Below are 21347 nucleotides of genomic sequence, written 5' to 3'. Positions count from 1 at the left end.
GGTTTCCTATTGAGTTTAAGAGATGCTCAATCCAAGTTTTTTGTGTATAATAGCCATTGTCGAGCGGTCATCGCTGATAGAAACCAGATCATAGGCATCTCTAAAAAGTCGGTTAGATTTTTAGAGGTTTCACATATTTAAAGAGGTTGTTATGCGCATCATATCCGGCTGTTCCACTATAGAAGACTGTATCCGCCGCTACGGTACGGACGCCCGCACCTGTTTTGTGTTTCCGTCACGGATTGCGGCTCGACTTTGGATGCACCGTGCGCTTGCGTTGACCGGCCTTGCAGCGGTTCCTGCTGAACTGTTTATCGCATGGGATGCCTTTAAGGCGGAGTGCTGTATCGCTCAAGCGGAAAATAAAAACCCTGCATCTCAGATTATCCGCTTGCTCTTTGCGCATCATATTGCAGCCGATAATGCTGCGGCGGAAAAACCCTTTCTACAGACCATCATCCCGGCGGACTACGCAGCCGACGGCGCCATATTTGCGCAATGGATTGCCGGTATTTTGCCGCAATTGGATCACTGGGAAAAACGCGCGGCGCAGCATAAAGCCGGTAAAGACGCCGAATTCTCCGATTTACGGATTTTGAAAAAAGCGTATACGGAATTTTTGGATGCGCACCGGCTCTTTGAACCTTCGTGGGCAGGGGCGGAATTTATTCCTCATGCACAACAGTACATTTTACTCTATCCCGAATTAATGGAAGATTTTGACGAATACCGCAGTCTATTGGAAGAACGGCCGGAACTGTCGATACTCCCCGCCCCTGCCTTTAAAACGGAAACAACATCGCTTATCCAATTCGGCACCATGAGGGAAGAAATCCGGTCAACCGCGCTCGCAGTTGAGCAGCTCTTGACAAACGGAGTTCCCGCCGATGACATTGCGCTCAGCATTGCCGGTATTGAAGATACCGTACCGTATCTCAAGAGGGAGTTTGCATTGCGGAATATCCCGGCGGAATTCCGGCTCGGCTTTAAACTCGGCGAACAGCAGGCGGGGCAGCTTTTTCCATTGCTTGAACAGTGCGTGCAGGAACATTACTCATTTGAAAGCCTTAAACCGCTGCTGCTCAATCCTCATATTCCGTGGAAGCATCCCGCGCAGATACAGGCGCTCATCAATTTCGGTATAAAAAACAACTGTCTCGTTTCGTGGAAGGATGAAGGACACTATAAAAACGTCTGGAAGGAGGCGTTTAAACTCCCTATCCCGTATAATCCTCATAGCAGTGCTGAGGAAGAGCAAGCCGAAAAAGAACAGGCAAAGGAGTGGCTTCTCCCCTTTATGAAAGCTGCCGAGCGGTTCGTGCAGGCTCAAAGCTTTTCCGAAATGAGGCGGCAGTACATCCTCTTTCGAGCGCAGTATCTGAATCCCGACGGCTTTTCAGCCGAAGACAATGCCGTCATCGGCCGCTGTATCACACTGATGCAGGAATTGGTACAGCTTGAAGAGGATTTTGCCGACTGTCTGCCGGCACAACCCTATCGCTTTTTTACCGCTCAACTTACCCGCGAAATCTATGTACCCCAAAATACCGGAAGAGCGGTCAGTATCTTTCCATTTAGGGTCGCGGCAGCTACACCCTTTGCGCATCACTTTGTCCTCAATTGTAATCAAAAGGCAAGCAGGGTAATCTATCAAAAACTTCCCTTTTTACGGAAAGACAAACGGGAAGAACTCGGTGTTGTCGAAAAAGATGCAACGCAGGCCTTTTTTGCGGTGTATGCAACATACGGCGCCGTGCGCTTTTCCGTTTCCGAACAAACCTTTTCGGGCTTTACCGTCAGCAATGGTATTTTTACCGCCTTTGCGCCCCGTCCCGACCTGAATGACAGCGACTCTCTTTTGCAGGAATATCGCTTCTTTAAACGGGAAGAACCTGCGCCGGAAGCGCTGTATTCCGTACAAAAAGCAGGATTTGAACAATTCGCCGGTATTAAACAAGAGCGCGGCTTTTCCTTTTTAACCGAACCTTTTAACGGCAGCCTGCCGGTACTCTCGGAAAAGCTTAAGGCCGGGCACTATACGGACGGGGCGTTCCGCATCAGTCAAAGCGGCTTACATCTTTTTTCCGGCTGTCCGGCTCAATGGTTTTTGTCGTCGGCACTTTCCATCGACGAAGAAGACACTGATGCGGAACTTTTCAACCCGCGCTATATCGGTATCATTTGCCATCGTATTTTGGAGCGGCTCTATCAGCGTATACGGGAAAACGATAGGGTATTTATCTCTGCGCATCTCGCCGATTATAGGACGTGGGCTGAATCGATATTTAATGAGACCGTTCACAGCCAAACCGATTTCCGAGGGCCGCTTGCCGCGCCTTTTATCGAATCGATTAAAAAGCGCAGTTTAAAAAGCGTTGACTTTGTGCTTACGTTCGACGCGGAAAAACTGGACGGTTATACGCCGTATATGATAGAAGGCGAGCTGCAGTACCGGAGCGGAGACATCCTCTATCACGGACTCGTAGACCGCATCGCCTATCAGGAAGCAGAAGGGCGTGCCGTTATCATTGATTATAAAACCGGCAAGGTTCCGTCCGCTACAGACTATACCTCGGAAGCTATGCGAGATTTCCAAATGCCGATGTATCTGTTCCTTGTGGAAAACGAACTTTTCAAGCAGGAGACGGAGCACGCTTTTTTCCTCGGTATTACGAAGGAAGAAATAAAATACATCGTCAACGATAAGGCGGCAATACCGCAGGGCAGCTCCCGTTCTAAAACGAGGGAAGAATTTGAACCGTCGATACAGGCTTTTTTACAAATTGCTCAAGCGTACGCGCAACAGGTCGGTATGGAAGACTTTAGAAAACCGGCAGCCGTGCAATGGCAGGATTGTATGGGATGCCCCTTTCACAGTATTTGCAGAACGACTTTTGCTGTCGAGGAATAAGACTTATATCTGTTGTATTTAATAGTATACAATAGATTTAAACGTACACCAAAACCGATAGAGCGGCAAAGATAATCTGCAATACTACCATAATCAAAAATAAAGGCGCCATAAATTTATACCACTTATTTATTGGTATTCCCATAAGACCACATTCAACGGCACATGCTGTAGGCCAAAACATATTTGAGAAACCGTCTCCAAATTGATAAACCAATACGGCTGTCTGACGGCTTAAATGTATAATATCGGCGACGGGAGTCATAATAGGCATTGTAATTGCAGCTTGACTTGAAGAACCGGTAATAAAAAAATTTATTATATTCTGAATAAAGAGCATCCCAATGGCGGATATATATTTTGTACGTCCGTATAAAATACTCGATAAATAGTAAACAATTGTGTCGGATATTTTTGCATTTTGCATTACCAATACAATACCTCTGGTAAATCCTACAACCATCATAGAGCCTACCATACTTTGAGTCGATTTAATAAAAGTTTTACATATTTTATCCGTCGAATATCCTGAAGTTATTCCGGTTATAATCATCATCATAAGGTACATCGCCGCAATTTCATTAATATACCATCCCAGTTTGGTTGTCCCATAAAGCAACATAGCGATTGTAAAAACAAACAACATCAAACAAATTTTTTGTCTTACTGTTATAACGGCTTCTTTCTGTTTAAAAGGGAAAATAAGCGTCCGTTCTTCGTCGTATAAAATAGACTTTTTAGGATCTTTTTTTACTCTTCTTGCGTACTGCAGCAGATATAAAATAACCGTTACTTCAAATACAATAAAAATTAAAATTCGATATTCAATTCCCGAATACATACTGATACCGGCAATACTTTGCGCAATACCTACTGAAAACGGATTTGTCGTAGCTGCAGCAAATCCGGTAGCAACTCCGACAAACACTATAGCGCCTCCTACTACGGCATCATATCCTAAGGCAGTAACAATCCCTATAAAGACAGGCACCATACCGTATACTTCTTCATAAATTCCCATCGTTGAACCAAGGACGCCAAAGATGAGCATACTGACCGGAATAATCAAATATGTTTTTTTACCCAACGCTTTTATAAGAATATTTATCACACTGTTTAATGTTCCGTTATCAATCAACAGATATACATAACCATAAGCAAAAATCATTAAAAACATTATTCCGGCTGCACTGACATACCCTTTTTGAAGCGTCAAAAAAATATCAAAGAAATGAGGCTTTATACCCTCTGCATAATGAAAGCTATCGGGAATAATTATCATTTTCCCCGAACTTTCATCCAGCACTCTATCAAATTCTCCAGACGGAATAATATATGCAAGTGCTATAACCGATAACAGAATAATACCTAATATCACATAAGTATGAGGCATTTTAATATTAAGAAGTTTATTCTTAAACTGTATCATAGCCGCTCCATTATTAGAACTACACTGATTATACTGTGAGATATCGCTAAAAACTCGGGTATATTTTTAGCGACCCCTTATAGGTTTTCCTGCAATATATACAGTTTCAACATTCGTATCATAATCAAACGGATGTTTTGACCAAATTACCACATCTGCATCTTTTCCTACAAGAATTTCGCCTTTTCTATCATCAATGCCCAATACTTCAGCAGGATTCTTTGTTATAGATTTTAAACCTTCAATTTCATCCAAGCCTGCGCGAACGGACTGCGCTGCATAAACCGATAAATAATATATTGGCGTAACATCATGATCTGCTGTAATACATATTTTTATGCCGGCTTTATTTAAAATCCCTGCCGTTTTAAAACTTCTGGACATGCTTTCCAATTTTGAGCGCGGGTACATGGTTGGGCCAAGAATAACAGGATATTTATGTGCAGCCAAATGATCGATTATAGCTTCTCCATCGGTACAATGGATGATAACCAAATCAATATCGTATTCCTTACATATTCTTATAGCTGTACATATATCGTCACAACGGTGCGCATGAGCATGGAACGGAATCTTTTTATCTATTGCTAAAAGCATATTTTCTTTTCCTATATCCCGCTTAAAATAATCGCCCCGTTTCAAAGCTTCGTCCTTTCTATATTTATAATCAAGGCTCTCTTCTATACATTTACGCAAAAGGTACGCGTTTCCCATTCTCGACTTAAAAACATATCCGGCCTTTTTCGGATTCTCGCCGAAACTGCATTTTATTGCGGCTTTCCGTTTTATCAACATCTCTTCAACTGTTCTACCATATAATTGGATAACGCTATTCATTCCTCCAATTACACTATCGCTACCGGGACATACACAAGCGCATGTTACCCCGTGAGCAGTTGCTTCTTGTACAGCAGAATCGAAGGGATATATTGCATCGATTGTATCAAGATACGGCATAACTGCTTCACTATAATCATTGCAATCATCTCCGATCGCTCCGCGGCCTTCTTCACTAATGCAAATATGACTGTGAGCATCAATCAGTCCCGGTGTTATATATTTATTTGAAGCATCACAAATTTCTTCATTTTTATCGGCATCCAATGTTTCTGCAATTTCGGTTATTTTTCCATCAATAATTCTAATATCTTGCCGAACAAATCCGCCGGCTTGAAAGTTTAAAATATTTCCGTTCTTTATAAGCATAATTCCCTATCTCCTTTTCTTTTAAAAATATCATTGATTATTATTAATGATACCCTATAGTTACCGCAATTGTCATAAATACTATTTCTAGCAACAGCACGATAACAAAGAGTGGCGTAACAAATTTATACCATTTATCAATCGGCACACCCATTAAACCGCAGCCTAAAGCACAAGAGGTAGGCCAAAACATTTCCGCAAACCCGTTACCGAATTGATAGGCCAACACGGCTATTTGCTTGCTTAAACCGATTAGTTCAGCAGTAGGAGCCATAATCGGCATTGTAATTGTCGCTTGACTGGAAGAACCCGTAATAAAAAATTTTATGATATTCTGCAAGAAGAGCATTCCAAAGGCAGATATATATTTACTTGTTTCCGAAAGTAGGGATACCAAATAATAGACAATCGTATCTGAAATCATTCCGTCCTTCATAACAATTAAAATCCCACGGGTAAATCCTACAATTAACATTGATGATACCATAGACTTTGTAGATTCGATAAATGTCTTACATATTTCCGTAGCGGAATAACCGCTCGCAATGCCTGCAAATATCATCATCATTAGAAACATGGCTGCTATTTCGTCAATATACCAACCAAGTTGAGTCGTGCAATATAATAATATACCTAAGGTAACAAAAAAGATAAGCAAACAAACTTTTTGCCTTCCGGTCATTTTTATACTTGTCAGTTCCTCAATACTTTTCTCTTTTATGATATAAGGATCGGAACCGTATAGTATCGATTTTTCAGGAGTTGCTTTTATTTTTGCAGCATAGCGCATTATATAAAATATTGCAGCAGCTTCAAATACAACAAAAACCGCAATTCTTAATCCTAATCCCGAATAAGCGGCCACGCCTGCCACGTCTTGAGCAATAACGACATTATACGGATTAAAAGTACCTGCGGCATATCCGATCGTAACCCCCAGATATACCATTGCACCACCGACTATTGCATCGTAACCTAACGCTATTGCTATTCCTACAAAAACAGGGAAAAGACCATATACCTCTTCAAAAATCCCCATTGTTGAACTTAACACTCCAAGAACAAGCATGACTATCGGAATCATAAGCTGTACATGTTTACCGACAAGTCTAACGAGTGCTCCAAGAGAAGCATCCATCGTTCCATTTTTTACCAGTACATATACAAATCCGTATGCAAATATAATTAAAAACATAATATTGGCTGCATCGACATACCCTTTCTGTAAAGAAAGAAATATATCAAAAAATCCTGGAGCTTTAGTATCAATAAATTGAAAACTGCCGGGAACGACGACCATTTTTCCGGATATTGGTTCCTTTACTCTTTCATATTGCCCCGCCGGTATGATGTGGGTAAGGATGGTCATAATAATAAGAATACTTATGAGAATTACATAGGTATGGGGAACTTTAATACGTTCAAACCATTTTTTTGCTACCACAGTGTCAGACATACAAATACCTCCTGTAAAATGAGAAGCGCAGGTAATCCGCAGCTCTCTTATAAAAAATCCAATAGCCATTTATTTAAGGTAACCGGTTCTTTAGATTTATCATAAAGCTTAAAGTAACTTGAATGTCAACAAAAATTTTATTATTATTTCGTTCTATGAATAAGGACTTAACAATCGGCGAAGTTTCGGAGCTTTTAAATATCTCCTGTCCGACATTACGGTATTGGCAAAAGGAAAATATTTTTCCTGTTAATCAAGATGGTATGAATAATTATAGAAAATATTCGGTTGCAGATTTAGTCGGTATTGCCGAAATCTCGTTTTATCGCAATCTTGGTATTCCTATAAAAGAGATGCGCCGGTTTAATATGTTAAATTTAAATGATTACGAAAAAATACTTAATGATGCCTATACAGACTTTGAAACAAAAATAAACAATTATAAAATAATGTTGAAAAAAATTATTTTAAAAAACCGACAAATAAAAAACATAAAAGAGCTAAAAAATACAGAATATGCGTATGAAGATATACCCTTTAACTATGTTGTAAAGTTTGATTACGGAGACAAGCAAAAGCTCATACAATACGCGAATAATCCTTCTCTCTATGTACGTTGCATTAACAGCTCGGATATTAATGATGATGAGAGGGGTATTATTACGCAATATCCCGATAAAACGGATAAAATTCTTTGGGAAAAAACTGAAAAACAGCGTTATATTGTTTTTCTTGTAGAAGAAATTGTAAATCGAAATTTCTTAAACAATATCCCTGAAAAGCTAAAAATAATACATAAAAGACATAGGACGGGAAAAATTCTCGTAAACTATTTAATAAGCGAAAGCATACGCAATCAAAGAATAGATTATCTAAAAGCCTATATAGAGATACTTTAAGGAACCTCTAAAAACTGATTCGCAGTCCGCAAAGCGGATAACTTAATGAATTTCCTTACAGAACAAGCCGATAGGCTTGCCGTTTTTAGAGGTTCCCAAACAAAACTTATTTTGCAAATACCGGCTGAACGGCTTTTACCCATTCGTCGATTTTTTCGTTCACTTTAGCATCGCCCTTGTCCAAGCACAGACCGAGCATTCTGCCGCCTCTTTCCATGCGGGAGAACTTAAATTCATATCCGCAGGGGCATACATCGCCGACAAAGCGGGCGCCGCTAAAGCGGAGCTTATCATAGAAGTCCGCAGCTCCGGAGCAGAAGCTGTCGGGATGGCGTTCTTGGCTTCCGACGCCGACAATCGCGACATTTTTCCCGGAAAAATCAACGGTGTGCAGCAGCTTTACTTTACCGCCCCAGTCTTCCATTAAGGCGCCGAAGAAATAGCTGGAAGACATCAGCACCACGTTCTGATACCCTGCTATCGCATCTACGGTTGTGTCTTTCATATTGTGTACATCGGCTCCCAGTTTTTCTGCAATCTGTTTTGCAAAAGTTTCGGTTACACCACCTTTACTTGCATAAAAAATTCCTGTTTTGCTCATATAAAGCTCCTATTGCTCTTATTGATGATGGATTTATCATTGCTGATACATCAATTGTTGTAATAATATAATCATTCCCATAGAAAAATCAAGAATAATTCTTATTTTTTTATCAGCAAGCATAGAGTTTTCGAACGATAAAGAGGGCTAAACTACGAGGCAGTAAGCGATACAGACTTATCAACAGAGCATAGGAAGCGTTATAGGGATAAAAGAAGCCAATCCGCTTTTTATCCGCTAACGAAGCAATAAAAGAACCGAGCTTTTCAGCCGGTATGCCGTGCCGTTCATCATGCTCCATTTTTGAAATACTCTTTGTAATTCTCCCGAAATACACATCATTACCGGCATTCGACTTGTTACGAACATCCGTAAACGGAGTCGCAACATCTCCCGGCATAATAAGCGCACACTGTATACCAAACGGAAAGATTTCCGCGGCAAATGCCTCCAATAATTTTCCAAGCGCTGCTTTGGAAGCGGAATAAAAAGCCTGAAAGGGAATAGCAATTTCTCCTGCGACCGAACTCACCGCAAGAATCTTTCCGAAGCCTTGCTTCCTCATGTATGAAGCAGCTATCTTCATCGTTAAAAAAGCGCCGAAAAAATTTACTTCCAGTTGTTTTTTTGCATCTTCAAGCTTCGTAAACTCAACAGCCCCCGAAATACCGAAGCCGGCAGCGCAAACGCAGACATCCAATCGAGCTTCCCGTTCCCATACCTCGGCAAAGACCTTGGTCAGTGCATATTCATCCGTCACATCCGCTGAAAAATGACCTTCACCTTCAGGTGTTTGAACATCAAGCATCCGTCTGCTGACGGTATACACGCGATAGTCTCTATCTCTCAACGCTTTTACCGTTTCAAAGCCGATTCCGCTTGTTCCTCCCGTTACCACTGCAATCTTTTTTACCTCTTTTTTATATTCCATATTCGTAGTGCCTCGCATTATCGGGTTTTCTGTACAATAATAATACACAAAAATAATACACAAAAAATCTGCATAGAGGAACAGCTTTTGCTATAAAGAGGCTGTAAAGAGGCTGTAAAGAGGCTTGACAAAAATGATGATGATGATAGTATGACAGCTACGGTGTAGGAGCACCGGTTTTATAGAAAGCTTAATAGCGGATAGGAGAGTATTTCGCTATAACAACATATCCCTTGGCAAGAGTATCGGCCGATATTCTTTGAATCTCAATAAAAAACGTCAATTTAAAATAGAAACGGTATTAGTGAATCTAAAAAGAAGGTTTATTTTAAGCGGCACGGATAGTACCGCTTAAAAACACTGCGAGCTTGCGTACCGCAAACATCGTGTATTTTAAGGAGGTCAAAATTTGAGCAAGCTAAAAGGTATTCTTCTGTTGCTAATCGCGGCAATTCTGATGGGATGCGCCACACAGCCTCAGCAACCGAAGGAAGAAAAACCCGTTGTAAAGCAGCAACCGGTTAAAACCGCTCCTGCGGAAGAAAAACCTGCCGAACCGGAAAAAGCACCGGAACCGCAGCAAAGCGAGAAAAATAATACCGGTAACGAAACAACGGTTTATTTTGCTCCGAAGATGTATAGGATTGATACGTTTACCGCGCATAAGTTGGACAGTATTGCCGAGCTGTTGAAAGCGAAGGATGTAACACAGATAAAAATCATCGGACATTGTGCAAAATTAGACAGCACAAAAGAAGAAGAAAGACTGTCGTTACAACGTGCGCTTGCTGTTGCACGGTATTTTGAAGGAACCGGCGCCTTTAAAGCAGGTAATATGACCATATCGGCGGAAGGGGCTGAGCACCCTGCAGGATCTCACACGGAAATTTCCGAACGGAAACACAACCGCAGAGTCGAAATTTATTATTAAAAAAGATGCCTAAGTCATCTTTTATAGTTTTGGAGGTAAGATTTATGAAGAAATCACTCTTTGCCGCTGCTTTTGCGGCTCTTTGCTTCTCAGTTTGGGCACAAGTGCCTGAAACAATGACCCCTGATTATCAACGCGCGGCAATGCAATACCGCAACGATGATAAGCATTTTGTCAACAGCGATGTATTCTTTAAGCTCAATTCGGCAGATAAAGAAACGGGTCTCGACTTTGTTGAATTCTCATTGGACGGTGCAAACTTTATGACATATCACAATCCTTTCCAGATTTTGGAAGAAGGTAAGCACGATATCTCATATCGCGGTTTCGATAACAGCAGAAACCTTGAAGTTGCAAAAACCATTTCCATCATTGTTGATAACACAGCGCCCAAAACCGAGCTGAATACAACTGAACCGTTATTTTACAAGGGCTTGACTGCTTACTGTTCTGCAGAAACAAAATGGTACATTTCGGCGAACGACGATTTAACCGGTTCCGGAACTGCCGGAGCCTATATCGGCACGGATTTAGATGCTTTAACGCTCCATGGTAATGGAAAAGAAGATGAAGATGCTTATTATTCTGTAAGCGAAGAAGGTCCTGCAAAGATATATTACACGGCTGTCGATAATGTCGGTAACTTGGCTCCGCTCGAAGTAGTCTCTGTTGTTGTTGATACAACGGCGCCTACCGTTTTCATTGAGAACAGCGACCGGCTTATCAATAAAGATGATGCATACATGATTTTCCCGAGCGACGATGTTGTTGATGAAGAAGGACGCATTATCGTTTCTACAAAGGAATCGGTTGCGTTTGGTGCAACTGACGAACTTTCCGGTGTTGACGCTCTGTATGTCAAAATCAATGATGCCGATTATGTCAAATATATTGAGCCGCTTCAGTTTTCTTCCGACACTGTTTACAATATCGATGTAAAAGCAATCGATAACGTCGGTAATGTATCGGAGCCTGTCTCCTACAAATTCTATGTAGACAAGATTACTCCTGCATCCGATGTAGAGATTATCGACAGAGATGGAAACGAACCTGCAACATGGAATGTTCCTGCTGAGGATGCAACCACTCCTGCTGAAAATGCAACCGTTTCTGCCGAGGAAGCTCCTGCAAACGGTCAATAAATCGGGTACGCTAAAGTTTTAATAAGGTGCACGGTATTTTGCTGTTGCAGTTAAACCTTTAGTTGATTGGAGCGTCGGCTAATCTCAATGATTAGTCGGCGCTTTTTTATGCATTATTTGGCGCTTCCCTTTTTCCTAATTGTCCGCAAGCGCCGCCGATTGTTCTGCCGCGCTTTTGCCGAATCGTTACATTTAAGTTTTCCGCCGTTAAATGCTGATAAAAAGACCGTATTTCGGAATCCGAAGGGGTGCTATACGGTAATTGCTGCACTGGATTCCACGGGATAAGATTGATATGCACATTGAGACCTTTGGCAAAAGCGCACACTTGTTGCGCTGCCTTATAGGAGGTATTGACGTCTTTGAGCAGTGCAAGCTCTAGGGTTACCCGCTTATCGGTTTTATCATTAAAATAGCGGATTGCCTTTTTTAATTCGCTGAGCGGATTAGCCTTTGTAACAGGCATCAAAATTGTCCGCAAGTCTTCATCCGCAGTAGTCAGCGAAACAGCAAGGCGAATATCAAGCTGCCTGTTCGCAAGTTCATAAATACCTTTGCAAATACCGGATGTAGAAAGCGTTATCCGTCGATGCGAAAGATTTCTGCCTTTAGGGTGAGTGAGAACGGCAATGGTTTTCGCGATACTATCGAGGTTCAACAACGGTTCACCCATACCCATAAACACGATATTATCAAGCTTACCGCAGATGTTTTCCAGATGTAAAAATTGCTCTACAATTTCGTTGGGAGCAAGATTACGCAAACAGCCGAGCTGTCCTGTTTGGCAGAAAGTACAGCCCATCGGGCAACCGACCTGACAGGAAACACAGGCAGTTCTCCGCATGGCTTTGTCAAACAACAGCACGGTTTCTATACTGCTGCCGTCATGCAAGCCGATTCCGAGCTTTACCGTACCGTCAGGATCCTTCAGTACGGTTTCGCATACGGTATTGCGCGGCGTATATTCACCGGCAAGCCGTTCCCGCTCCTTAAGCGGGAGATTTGTCATTTCTTTAAAAGATGAACACCCGCGTGCAATCCATTGGAAAATCTGCATAGACTGAAACCGTTGCGGTAAATTGCATACCGCAGCAATTTCTTCCGGCAGCATTCCTGAAAGGGCGTTTTTTTCTGCAACGTTGTTGTCGCTTTGTTCCAATCAATACGCCTTAATTTTGTAATGAAAAAAGGGTATCGCTTACCGCTTGGTTTTTGATGCCGTACTGTTGGAACGCTTGCAGCACTTCAATTGCTTTTGCTTTCTCGTTTGTATGAATATAACAGTCTGCAAGCTCAAGATAAATACGGTAATTTTTCCGGTCTGCCTGCATCAAATGCGTTAAGCTGGTTATCGCCTCATCGTATTTCCCCTGAATCTTACACAGAATTGCAAGACCGAGTATTGCATAGGAATCGTAATCGATATCAAGTGCACGTTGATAAATATGTTCGGCTTTTTCATAATCACCGATATGCCGGTATGCATCACCCATACGAGTAAGAATAACCTTATTATTCGGATCTTTATTAAGAATAGCCTCCCAATATTTTATTGAATGCTGCTGCTGCTTCATACCGCGGTAGCAGTCCGCAAGACCGAACAAACCGTAAAAATTATCGGGATCTTTTTCAAGGGCTTTTTCAAAATAATAAACGCCATGGTCAAATTGCTTCATCTTTCGGTAACAATTTCCAATCGATGTTAAGATACGGATATCGACATTGTCAGGATTTTGATCAAAAATCTTTTGCCAATAAACAAGTGCTTCGCGATACTTCTTAAAATCGTAATGCAGATGTCCCAAACCGATAAGTGCATACGGGTTATTCTCCTCGATCTCAAGCACTTTTAAATAAAGCTTTTTTGAATTTTGAAAATCGTGTATCTTTCGATATGCATCGGCAACGCGAGTAAAGACGGTGATATTTGCATTATCATGTTCCAGATATTGCTCCCAAATCTCTATGGCCTTTGCATATAAATTCATATTCTTATAGCAATCCGCCAGCCCGAACAACGCATAATTATTCCCCGGATGGTGCCGTAAACATTCGCTGTAATATTCTGCAGCCTCTTTACATTTATTCCGTTTTCGAGCGGCGTCCCCAAGTCCGACAAGAGCATAATTATTATTTTCATCAAGCTCTAACATTTTTTTAAATTCAGTTTCTGCCCGATCAATTTCATTTGCTTTCAAGAAAAGATATCCCTCACGTGAAAGTCTTGTAAGCTCATCGGTTCCTTCTGCATGATGAAGTTCTTGAGCGGAATCTAATGACGCAGGAAATAACGAGTCGGTCTGCTCGGAATAACCATTTTCAATACTTTCAAACATTTTCTACTCCTTTTGGTTCAGTATCTATTAACACTCTAATAAGCCGAACAAGCGAATCAATGATCGGTTCCGATTTGCGTTTATTTTTTGCAAGACAATACATACGAAGCGCTTCTAACGTATTATTTTTTGCAGCATAATAATCGCCTACTCTTGTAAGGCCATCCGAATAGCCGGTAGTAATAAAAATACGTTGAGCTTCGTTTATAAAGCCTTCGTTAAAGAGCTGGTTACCGCGCCGATTTAATACTACCTTTTGTTCAGAACTGAGAGGAGTGAGTGCGTTTTCAGTTACTTTAATAAAATGCTTATTATCCGATCCCATTTTACTTCGTCTTTAATAAATTTATAAACTTTTCTGAAAAAACAGAACTATTTATTTAATACTGACACTCCCATTTTATAAAATAGATACATTTATGACAAGCCCCCGCATTGAATCACGTTAAATCTAACCGAAAAAGGAGTTCCTCAGAACAGCTCATTCTCATGGGCATCCGTTCCAAGTCAGCTTGCAAAAGAAAACAAGAAATTTCTTTATTCTGTTGTAAAAGAAAGTGCCAGAGTCCGTGAATACGAAAGCGCTATCAACTGGCTCAAAAATGCGGGGCTTTTGCTTAAAGTGCACCGCATAAACAAGCAGTGAATTCCGTTGAAAGCGTATGAAGATATGGAACGTTCAAAATTTTTATTGTAGACACAGGTTTGTTTTGCAGTATGACAGGTTTAAGTGCAAAGATTTTACTTGAAGGAAATAGACTCTTCACGGAATTTAAGGGAACCCTTACCGAGCAATTTGTGTGCCAGCAATTGATAAGTGAGTTTGAAATAGCACCGTATTATTGGTCGGCGAAAGACGGCACTGCAGAAGTTGATTTTATTTTTCAGAATGACGATCATGTTATTCCTGTCGAAGTAAAGGCGGGAATTAATCACCATGCTAAAAGTTTTAAGCTGTATAGAGATACCTATCATCCTGAAATTGCATTCAAATTTTCTTTGACCGATTTTGTTGATCAGGGTATTTTGAAAGATGTGCCTTCGTACGATTTGCCGGTAATCAAAAAATGGCTCGAATTTATCTGATCCTTTGACTTTTCGCCCGCTTCGGTATACAATCCGATAAGATAAAATGAAGTGAGATCACAGGAAGTTTAGCTGTCTTTCTATGTGATATAATCGATTAAAGAGGTTCCCCTATGGCTATAAACTGCGGTATTGTCGGACTGCCGAATGTCGGTAAATCGACCATCTTTTCTGCATTGACCCGTGCCCCTGCGGAGGCGGCAAACTATCCGTTCTGTACCATTAACCCGAATGTCGGTATTGTCGATCTGCCTGATGAACGGCTCGCAAAGCTATCGCAATTTTTTGAACCGAAAAAGACCATCCCCGCTGCCGTCGAGTTTGTCGATATTGCAGGACTCGTAAAAGGCGCTTCAAAGGGTGAAGGGCTCGGCAATCAGTTTCTTTCCCACATCCGTGAAGTTGGCGTTATTGCGCATGTCGTGCGCTGCTTTGACAATCCCGACATCGTTCACGTAAATAATAAAGTTGATCCCGCCTCGGATATAGAAACCATCAATATTGAACTCGCACTTGCCGACCTTGCCTCGCTGGAAAAGCGGGCGGAACGGGCGGATAAGGCAACACGAATGGGCAAGGATATGCAGAAAGAGGCTGCGATTGCGATGAGCGCTATTGCAAAAATCAAGCCGTTGCTGCAAGACGGAAAGGGCGCCCGCAATGCCGATTTAACCGACGAAGAGCGAGCCGTAATGTACGACACGCACCTGATTACCATGAAGCCGCAGCTCTATGTTTGTAACGTCGATGAAGACGGAATAAAGAATGGCAATGCTTATATCGAAACGGTTAAGAAAATCGCCGCGCAAGAGGGAGCCGAAACCGTTGTTATCTGCGGAAAGTTTGAAGCGGAGCTTGCCGATATCGACGATGCGGAAGAACGCACCGCCTTTTTGGAAGAGATCGGGCTCAAGGTTTCGGGCTTATCGGTTCTTGCTCACGCAGCGTATCATTTAATCGGACTGCGTACCTTCTTTACCGCCGGAAAAGACGAATGCCGCGCATGGACTATCCACGCAGGAGATACCGCCCCCAAGGCAGCCGGCGTTATCCACACCGATTTTGAGCGAGGCTTCATTAAAGCGGAAGTTTACAGTTTTGACGACTTCCTTAAATACGGCTCTGAACAAAAAATCAAAGAAGCCGGCCGCTACCGCCAAGAAGGCAAAGAATACGTCGTGCAGGATGGGGATATAATGTTCTTCAAATTCAACGTCTAGCACCTTTTGAAATATACGGCGCATCTGCGGTGTCGCTACGGAGAAATAAATGCTCAACGTACAATCAGTACGTCTCCGCTTTATTTCTCCTAAGCTCCTAGCATCTGCATCGTCTATTTCAAAAGGCTTACGGAAAGTATGTTTTCCGATATGCCGTTGCTGCGAAAAAATTAATCCTCAACGTATCATTTCCGACACGGATGTCGGTGGCACTACGCAGTAACAAGTTTGCCCCGCAAACTTGCAGCCCAAGAATATACACGGATGTATATTCTTGGGCGAGGATGTCCGTGGTTCCATGCAGCAGCAAGTTTTTCGCTAGAAAAACTTGTCGTTGAAAAGCGTACACGGAAGTACGCTTTTCAACATGCCTGCGGTTAATTTTTTCTCGCGCCTCGGATCTACGCCACATCTTTTCAAAAGGCTTACGGAGAGGACATCATCTACTGCGTCGCTCGTTCAGCGAAGTACGTCCATGTACTTTGCTGAACGCGCTGCGCGGCAAGCATTTCGAAGGCGGCAATGCGAGCTTTTTCCAATAGCGCAAAGTCGCGGATGGGATCGGCAAGTTCAAAACCGCAATAGCCGGACTGCTCAATGCCGCCGATGTCTCCCGGCCCCCGCAGCTTCAAATCTTCCTCCGCAATAACAAACCCGTCAGTCGTGCTTGCCATCACCTTGAGCCGCGCCATGCCGGTTTCGGTAATATTCTTCCCATAGAGCAAAAAACAATAGGATTGATCGCTACCCCGTCCGATTCTGCCCCGCAGCTGATGCAGCGCCGAAAGGCCGAAGCGGTCGGCGTGTTCGATGACCATACAGGTCGCGTTCGGCACATCAACACCGACTTCAATAACGCTGGTAGCCACAAGGATGTGAATAGCTCCTGCTCGGAACTCCTGCATAATAGCCCGCGCTTCGTCCTCCGGCACCTTGGAATGCAAAAGTGCAAGCCGGTGATGGGGAAAATCCCGACTCAACTCCGCGAACATATCTTCCGCCGATTTTAGGCTGAGCGTCTCCGAATCTTCAATAATCGGGCATACAAAGTAGGCTTGCTTTCCGGCAAGGATATCCTGCCCGATAAAATAATACACTTTTTCGGCCTTGCTCTCGGGAGCAACATAGGTAATCACCGGCTTGCGCCCGGGAGGCATCGTTTTGATGACGGAAATGTCGAGGTCGCCGAACATCGACAACGCAAGCGTCCGCGGAATGGGCGTCGCACTCATCATCAAAAAATGCGGAGCCTTTTTTCCGCTGTCGATGCCCTTTTGGATAATTGCAGAACGCTGGAGTACACCGAAGCGGTGCTGTTCGTCGATAACGACCATACGCAGGTTTTTATACAGCGTCTGTGCGGAAAAAAGGGCATGCGTACCGATGATGAGGTCGATATTACCGGAGGCGAGCTGCTGTAACAGCTGAGAGCGTCCCGCCGCCTTGAGGTTACCGGTTAAAAAGGCAAGCCGTACACCGAGCGGTTCCAAAAGCTTTGCCGCATTATCGGCATGCTGCCGTGCCAGCAGCTCAGTCGGCGCCATCAGCGCCGCCTGTCCGCCGCCCTCTATCACTTTTAAGCAGGCTAAAAATGCAACCAATGTCTTACCGGAACCGACATCTCCCTGAATAAGGCGGGCGGCGGGCGCCGTTCCGTCGAGGTCGGCGTTAATCTCTGCGATAACGGCTTGCTGGTCTGCGGTAAGCGTAAACGGCAGGCGTGAAAGCAGCTCCTTTTGCAGCGGGCTGTATGCGTACTGGTACTGGAGCGTATCCGTCGCCGATTGGCCGCCTGTTTCCTCTCCGGCGCATCCATCACCGCCGGTATGAGCTTCCGGCACCGCTTGACTGTCTCCCTTTGCCGTCTGGGCAGGGAAGCCGCTCCCCTGCCCTTTTGCCCCCGTCGTACGCGGCAGCATACCGCGCCGTTCGAGTGCGCGCATACCGACAGCCGCCTCGTACAGGAAGAACTCTTCAAAGATGAGCGCGGTGCGGGCATTTTCCGCCTCCTGCATAGAAGCGGGGCGGTGCATTGCAAACAGCACGGTTCTTTTATCGGGGTAGCCGTATTTGTTCAATACGTCGGCGGGAAGCTCGGAATCGATTCCCCGCGCATACGAGTTAAGCGCCTGATCGATGAGTTTACGCAGTTTTGTCTGGGTAAGCCCCTGCGTCAGCGGATATACCGGCAAAATACGGCGCTCCGCCGTATCATATTTTTCTATATCGAAAGAACTCGATTGGATAGCCCCGTATTTAACGGAAAAACTTCCGTAGACCAGCGCCTTTGTACCTTCCGGAAACGATTTTTCTAAAAAAGGCCGGTTAAAGCACGCCAACTCGCCGCGGGTGCCTTCCGAATCGCAGACAATCAACTTGAGCGTTTTCATACGCCCGTAGCCGAACCATTGCTGATCCATAACCGTTACCGGAACATTCAATTTATGAAATTTATTCCATTCGCTGAGCGTATTATACCTGCTGCGGTCTTCCCATGTGCGCGGCCAGAGCCGTAGTAGATCACCGACCGTCGAGACCCCCAGCCGACTCAGCTGTTCAACAGTTGTTTTTCCCGCCCCATACAGATTTGACACAGGCGTTTGAATTTCTCCAATCAGCATAATGGCAGTATACCACAAGAAAAAGCCTTACGGCGAGATGTTTCGAGAGTATCATGTCCGACAAATCACATTCAAAGACCGCATCTTTATTATTAAGCACCGAAGGCGATGAAATGAGTCCGTCCTTACCCCATGCTCCGTTCGAAGCAATCACCAGTTTTTTCGGTTTAACAGCGATAAAACGATAAAAACCGTAGCCTGTTTCATTACCTGACATATTTTTGTACACAGCTGCATCATCAACAAGGGTAATTTCACCATCCAGAGCCCCGCCGCTTTTTTTGTACTTTTGATACGTTGAGGATTTGCAGTAGCGGCAGGGATGCCATCGTTCAGAAATGTCCGTCCTTGTACATTTCTGAACTTCGAGTTTTTCATAAACGAAAAACTCGATACTGTATAGAACCCCGGACATCCCTGTCGGTTCTGAAAAGCCTTTTACCATTAGCTTTTTTGAAAATAGCCTGTCCGGAAGTGTACATCCGTGTACACTTCCGGACGCGAGTTTTTGCTGTGCAAAAACATCGCTGCTGCTTATAACCACGGACATCCGTGTCCGTTCTGAAACTACAAGGCGCGAGCAAAAATAAAGCGGAGACGTACTTTTTGTACGTCGAGCATTTATTTTTGCGCAGCAACGCCGTAGATGCCTCGCCCACGAATGTACATCCGTGTACATTCGTGGGCTACGAGTTTGCAAGCAAACTCGCTTCTGTATGGAACCACCGACGTCCTTGTCGGTTCTGAAAAGCCTTTCACTGTTAGCTTTTTTGAAAATAGGTGGAGCAGATGCTAGGAGCGTACAAAAAACACCCGCAGGCGTACTTTTTGTACGTCGAGGACTGTTTTTTGTTAAGCGACAACGCAGATGCCCGCCTATTTTCAAAAAAAAGGTTTTGAAAATTTTACACTTATATAGTATAATATGCAGTCGTACGGATATTTAACTTCTACCGCTCAAAGAGCACAGTTAAAGTTAAATACCGACTTATTTTGAGGAGGCAGATATCTATGAACTATGTTTCAAAAGTATCTCACAAAGTTGTATTGGCTGTGCTGGCGTGCAGCCTTTTGGTTCTTGCAAGCTGCGGAGAAAAAAGCACCGCAACGCTCAACAAGGATAAGCCGCTCGTATTCTTTAACCGGCAGCCGTCCGATCCGACAACCGGTGAAATCGATATGACGACGATGAACTGGAACGACAAGACCTACTATGTCGGTTTTGACGCTGCAGGCGGGGGAGCCGTTCAGGGGGCGTTGATTGTGGAGTTCCTTGCCAAGGCTGACGCTTCGATCGACCGCAACGGCGACGGCGTGTTAGGCTATGTACTGTGCATCGGCGACGTCGGGCATAACGATTCCAAGGCGAGAACCGAAGGTATCAGGCGAGCGCTCGGCACATGGGCAGGTTCCACCGATCCGGGAGCAGTTCAGGAAGGTTCAATCACCATCGCAGGAAAGACCTTAAAAGTCGTAGAGCTTGAAGGAAAAGCAATGACCGGAACCGACGGTTCCACATGGAATGCAAACGCCGCAACCGAAGCAATGGGCGGCTGGGCAACCAAATTTGCAGATCAGATCGACATGGTTGTTTCCAACAACGACGGTATGGCAATGGGCTGTTTACAGGCTTCAAACTATCCGGCAGGCGTTCCGATTTTCGGTTATGATGCAAACGCAGACGCGATCGAAGCAATCGGAAACGGCAAACTTTCGGGAACCGTTTCTCAGAACGTAGACGCACAGGCAACTGCGACACTGCAAGTATTACGCAACTTGCTCGACGGTTTAACAGGAGAGGACGTATACACCAAGGGTATCTCCGTTGCCGACAAATACGGTAATAAGATCACTGCGCCCGTACAGTACTGGGCAGACGTAAAAGCCGTTATGGCGGAAAACTCAGGCGTAAATGCCGAAAACTGGCAGAACTACTCCGGCGGCAGCCGCGACACGGGCATCAAGCAGACACAGGCCGATAAGAAAAAGGTATTGTTGACAATCTACAACTCTGCCGATAACTTCCTTTCTTCTTCGTATGTTCCGGCACTGAAATACTACGCTCCGCTTTTGAACATCGATCTGACAATCGTACAGGGCGACGGACAAAACGAGTCCAGCTGCTTGGATCGCTTTACCAACCTGAACAACTTTGACGCATTCGCAGTCAATATGGTAAAGACCAACTCCGGCGCAGACTACACCGGCAAGCTGAAGTATTAAATAGAAAACTCCTGACATCCTGTCAGTAGCGGCACGGATGCCATCGTTCAGAAATGAACGTCCGTGTTCATTTCTGAACTTCGAGTTTTTCTGATGAAAAACTCGATTCTGTATAGAACCACTGACATCCTGTCAGAAAAGCGATGTTTTTGCCGAATGGTAAAACTTGTCGTGCATATTTTGACACGGATGTCAATACAGAACGAACACGGATGTTCGTGGCATTAAACAGAAACAAGTTTGTGAAACAAACTTGTAGTCAAGCTGAGTACAAGGATGTACTCTCAAATAGCGGCACGGATGCCGCTGGTTCCATGCAAAAGCGAGTTTGCGATAAGCAAACTCGTCGTGCATA

General features: G+C 43.8%; 17 protein-coding genes. 7 read left to right on the top strand and 10 right to left on the bottom strand.

The genetic code is table 11. The annotated features are described in order from the left end of the window. Positions 1 to 151 precede the first annotated feature (151 nt). On the top strand, positions 152 to 2911 hold the full coding sequence (locus ABK01_RS02955) for a PD-(D/E)XK nuclease family protein (RefSeq protein ID WP_253676196.1): 2760 nt from the start codon (positions 152 to 154) through the stop codon (positions 2909 to 2911). 37 nt (positions 2912 to 2948) lie between these two features. Here ABK01_RS02955 and ABK01_RS02950 read toward each other — a convergent pair whose 3' ends face one another. The 3 genes from ABK01_RS02950 to ABK01_RS02940 all read right to left on the bottom strand — a co-directional run bounded on the left by ABK01_RS02950 (position 2949) and on the right by ABK01_RS02940 (position 7002). After that, positions 2949 to 4340, bottom strand: coding sequence for a YfcC family protein (locus tag ABK01_RS02950; protein ID WP_253676195.1), 1392 nt, complete (start codon positions 4338 to 4340; stop codon positions 2949 to 2951). Between the two features lie 66 nt (positions 4341 to 4406). After that, entirely contained in the window at positions 4407 to 5444 is a 1038-nt protein-coding gene (locus ABK01_RS02945) for an amidohydrolase family protein (protein ID WP_253676194.1), read from the bottom strand. A 145-nt stretch (positions 5445 to 5589) separates the two neighbouring features. After that, entirely contained in the window at positions 5590 to 7002 is a 1413-nt protein-coding gene (locus ABK01_RS02940; protein ID WP_162664161.1) for a YfcC family protein, read from the bottom strand. Between the two features lie 122 nt (positions 7003 to 7124). Here ABK01_RS02940 and ABK01_RS02935 point away from each other — a divergent pair, with 122 nt between their 5' ends. After that, positions 7125 to 7901: a MerR family transcriptional regulator gene (locus tag ABK01_RS02935; RefSeq protein ID WP_253676193.1), complete on the top strand. Its 777-nt coding sequence runs from the start codon at positions 7125 to 7127 to the stop codon at positions 7899 to 7901. Between the two features lie 106 nt (positions 7902 to 8007). Here ABK01_RS02935 and ABK01_RS02930 read toward each other — a convergent pair whose 3' ends face one another. Both ABK01_RS02930 and ABK01_RS02925 read right to left on the bottom strand, forming a co-directional pair. Further along, positions 8008 to 8502 carry a flavodoxin domain-containing protein gene (locus ABK01_RS02930; RefSeq protein ID WP_253676192.1) on the bottom strand — a complete coding sequence of 165 codons (495 nt, stop codon included), beginning with the start codon at positions 8500 to 8502 and terminating at the stop codon, positions 8008 to 8010. Positions 8503 to 8614: 112 nt separating this feature from the next. Then, entirely contained in the window at positions 8615 to 9433 is an 819-nt protein-coding gene (locus ABK01_RS02925; RefSeq protein ID WP_212565997.1) for an SDR family NAD(P)-dependent oxidoreductase, read from the bottom strand. Positions 9434 to 9842: 409 nt separating this feature from the next. On the opposite strand from ABK01_RS02925, the gene ABK01_RS02920 reads away from it, so the two are divergent. Further along, the gene (locus ABK01_RS02920) at positions 9843 to 10364 is read left to right on the top strand and encodes an OmpA family protein (protein WP_253676191.1); all 522 of its coding nucleotides are present in this window, start codon (positions 9843 to 9845) and stop codon (positions 10362 to 10364) included. Between the two features lie 44 nt (positions 10365 to 10408). After that, entirely contained in the window at positions 10409 to 11506 is a 1098-nt protein-coding gene (locus tag ABK01_RS02915; RefSeq protein WP_230974562.1) for an OmpL47-type beta-barrel domain-containing protein, read from the top strand. Positions 11507 to 11612: 106 nt separating this feature from the next. Here the strand turns inward: ABK01_RS02915 and rlmN are convergent, their stop codons facing one another. The 3 genes from rlmN to ABK01_RS02900 are packed head-to-tail and all read right to left on the bottom strand — an operon-like array spanning position 11613 to position 14167. Then, positions 11613 to 12617 (bottom strand): dual-specificity RNA methyltransferase RlmN, encoded by a 1005-nt coding sequence (rlmN, locus tag ABK01_RS02910; protein ID WP_253676580.1) that lies wholly within the window; start codon positions 12615 to 12617, stop codon positions 11613 to 11615. Positions 12618 to 12675: 58 nt separating this feature from the next. Further along, on the bottom strand, positions 12676 to 13842 hold the full coding sequence (locus tag ABK01_RS02905; protein ID WP_212565995.1) for a tetratricopeptide repeat protein: 1167 nt from the start codon (positions 13840 to 13842) through the stop codon (positions 12676 to 12678). Next, positions 13835 to 14167 carry a hypothetical protein gene (locus tag ABK01_RS02900; protein WP_016522184.1) on the bottom strand — a complete coding sequence of 111 codons (333 nt, stop codon included), beginning with the start codon at positions 14165 to 14167 and terminating at the stop codon, positions 13835 to 13837. Before ABK01_RS02900 ends, ABK01_RS02905 begins: the two co-directional genes overlap by 8 nt. A gap of 392 nt (positions 14168 to 14559) precedes the next feature. Between ABK01_RS02900 and ABK01_RS02895 the strand changes: the two genes are divergently transcribed. Beyond that, complete coding sequence (locus ABK01_RS02895; protein ID WP_230974561.1) at positions 14560 to 14928, top strand: DUF4143 domain-containing protein; 369 nt, start codon at positions 14560 to 14562, stop codon at positions 14926 to 14928. Positions 14929 to 15041: 113 nt separating this feature from the next. Continuing rightward, positions 15042 to 16148, top strand: coding sequence for a redox-regulated ATPase YchF (gene ychF, locus ABK01_RS02890; protein ID WP_212565993.1), 1107 nt, complete (start codon positions 15042 to 15044; stop codon positions 16146 to 16148). A 443-nt stretch (positions 16149 to 16591) separates the two neighbouring features. Here the strand turns inward: ychF and recG are convergent, their stop codons facing one another. Beyond that, entirely contained in the window at positions 16592 to 18769 is a 2178-nt protein-coding gene (gene recG, locus ABK01_RS02885; RefSeq protein WP_253676190.1) for an ATP-dependent DNA helicase RecG, read from the bottom strand. Then, positions 18705 to 19319: a hypothetical protein gene (locus tag ABK01_RS02880; protein WP_253676189.1), complete on the bottom strand. Its 615-nt coding sequence runs from the start codon at positions 19317 to 19319 to the stop codon at positions 18705 to 18707. Before ABK01_RS02880 ends, recG begins: the two co-directional genes overlap by 65 nt. A 461-nt stretch (positions 19320 to 19780) precedes the next feature. Between ABK01_RS02880 and ABK01_RS02875 the strand changes: the two genes are divergently transcribed. Then, positions 19781 to 20992 carry a substrate-binding domain-containing protein gene (locus tag ABK01_RS02875; protein WP_212565989.1) on the top strand — a complete coding sequence of 404 codons (1212 nt, stop codon included), beginning with the start codon at positions 19781 to 19783 and terminating at the stop codon, positions 20990 to 20992. Positions 20993 to 21347 lie beyond the last annotated feature (355 nt).

The organism is Treponema sp. OMZ 305 (assembly GCF_024181325.1).
Lineage (GTDB): Bacteria > Spirochaetota > Spirochaetia > Treponematales > Treponemataceae > Treponema.
This window is presented reverse-complemented; position numbering and strand designations above follow the sequence as displayed.